The 2,471-nt window shown below is 77.3% G+C and carries 2 protein-coding genes; both read right to left on the reverse strand.

Annotated elements, in window-relative coordinates; translation table 11 throughout:
• Positions 1 to 830: AAA family ATPase (locus NH602_RS30100; protein WP_253069593.1), on the reverse strand; the 830-nt coding region annotated here is incomplete at its 3' end.
• 8 nt (positions 831 to 838) lie between these two features.
• A partial coding sequence (locus NH602_RS30105; RefSeq protein WP_253069594.1) for a LuxR family transcriptional regulator occupies positions 839 to 2,471 on the reverse strand: 1,633 nt, incomplete at its 5' end.

Consider the following 2,471-nt stretch of genomic DNA (forward strand, 5'->3'; position numbering starts at 1 on the left):
CCGCCGACCCGGTGTCGCACCGGCTGCAGCTCGGATCCGCACACCGCCGCCGCGCGCAACGCCTCGACCAGGGCGGGGGGCAGCCCGTCGAGGACCCGGGCGACGTGGTCGCGCCGGGCGGTGGCCGCGCGACGCACCAGCTCCGGCACGGCGGCCGCGGTCGGGGGCACCGCGCGGTCGAGCCCGGCCAGGGTCGCCCGCAGCACCGCCGGGTTGCCGCCGGTGCAGCGACGGGCGAGGACGGTGAAAGCGCGGTCGGGAGGCGTCGGGTACTCGGCGGTGACCACCTCCCGCACCGCGCCGAGGGAGAGCGGCCCCGTCCGCAGCACGACGTCCGACGGGCCGGTCGGCGAGACGGCCCAGCCGAGACCGTCGTGCGTGCCGTTCAGGGCGACCAGAAGGCCGACCGGCGCCTCGCGCCGTCGCCGGAGCAGCATCTGCAGCCACTGTCCCGTGTCCTCGTCGGCCCAGTGCAGGTCGTCGACGACCAGGAGCACCGGGCCGGTGCGGGCGAGGTCGAGCACAGCACGGCACCACTCGTGCAGGACGTCGGCGCCCACCGGCCCCGACCGGGGCGGCGCGGGTACCGGGCCGAGCCGCTCGACCAGACCGTGGCCCGTCGCGAGCGGGCACCCGGTCTCGGTGGGGACGGCCCGCGCGGACAGCACCCGTACCGCGCGGTCGGCGGCACGCCCCGACGCACGGCGGAGCAGGGCCGAGCGCCCCGTACCGGGCTCGCCGGTGATCGCGACGAACGGCGATCCCCCCGCCACCAGCGCGTCGAGGGCGCGGTCGAGCTCGGCGCAGGCGGCGTCCCGTTCGCGCAACACGCCGTCGATCATGCGCTGCGGACCCGGGCGGCATCCACGATCCCGGCCAGGGCGGCCCGGTCGGTGACGCCGAGCTTGCGGAACGCGCTGGTGAGATGGACCTCCACGGTGCGCAGCGTGACGAACAGCGCCTCCGCGATCTCGCGGTTGCGGGCGCCCTCGGCGGCGAGGGCGACCACCCGGCGTTCGGCACCGGTCAGCGGGTCCAGCGGGGAGCCGGTGGGCGGACGCATCCGGCCACCGGCCTGCACGAGCAGTTCCCGGGCGACCCGGGCCGCCCGCAGCGCCCCGCACCGGGCGGCCAGGGTCGCCGCCCGGCGCAGCTGCTCGCGGGCGTCCTCGGCGTGGTCGGACACCAGCATCGCCCGGCCCAGCAGGTGGTGGGCGAGGATCAGCTCGGTCCGGGCGGGCGAGCCCTCGAGCACCTCCACCGCCTCCCGGAGCATGTCCTCGCCGCGCGGACCGGCGGTGACCACACCGCGGGCCAGCAGCGCGAGCCCCCGCCCGCGGCCGGTCCCCCAGCGCGCCGCCCGTTCGGCGCCTCCCTCGACGATCCCGTGTGCCTCGTGCGCCCGGCCGGTGTCGGCGAGCAGGACGGCGGCGTGCACCCACCACGGCGCCAGGACGGGGTTCGCGATACCGGCCGCGTCGAGGCTGTCCCCGCAGCGGCGGTAGGTCGACAGGGCCCGGTCGACGTCGCCGACGTCGGCGGTCGCCCCCGCCCGCGCCATCAGGTAGTCGTGGTACTCCCAGGCGAAGTCCTCGAGCCGGGGCCGGACGATCCCGTCGAGCAGCTCGAGCGCCGCCTCCGGGTCGCCCTGCTGCTGGCGCACGTTCGCCAGTGCGATCGTCGGCACCACGGTGTTCCCCCGCCACGCCTCCTGCTCGGCGATGTCGAGCGCCGTGAGGGCGTCGGCCTCGCCCTCGGCCAGGCCCCCGACGACGACGTGGTTGGTCGCGCGGGTCCCCACGGCGAGGCTGTAGGTCCACGCCGAGGCCTGCTCGCGGCTCTGCACGACGAGCCGGTCGAGCACCGCTGTCGACTCCTCGACCTCGTCGGCCAGCCGCAGCACCAGCGACGAGGCCAGCACCGCCCAGCCGCCGAGGGTGGCCTCGTCGACCAGGAGCACCCGGCGCGCGAGGTCCACGGCCGCGGCCGCGTCGTCACCGTCCATCGCCAGGGTCACCGTCATCATCGCGAGCTTCTGGCGCTCGGCGGGAGTGCGGCCGGCTGGCCGGGCCATCCGTCCCATCCGGTCGATCGTCGCGGCCACGGTCTTCTTCTCATCGAGCCCGACGACCAGCAGCGCGGCCTCCACGTGCGTGCGCAGCTCGGTCGCCTCGGGACCGGGGTCGGCCGGGAACTCGCGGTCCATCGTGTCCAGGACGTCCTGCAGCACCCGCACCGCACGGGGGGCCTGCTGCACCGCCAGCGAGGTCATGGCCAGCTGCACGGCGGCCTGGGCACGCGAGGGCAGGTCCACGGCCCGGTCGAGCGCGTCGCGCAGCTGCGCGACGGCGCGCTCCGGCTCGTGCTGGGCCAGCGCCGCGGCCAGCCGGGTCCGCGCGCCCACGTCGTCGGGTCGGGCCGCGACCACCGGTTCCAGGTAGCGGGCGACGGCGGGCCGGGCACCGCGGTGC

Origin of the sequence: Pseudonocardia sp. McavD-2-B, from assembly GCF_024124365.1 — a bacterium.
GTDB lineage: Bacteria > Actinomycetota > Actinomycetes > Mycobacteriales > Pseudonocardiaceae > Pseudonocardia > Pseudonocardia alni.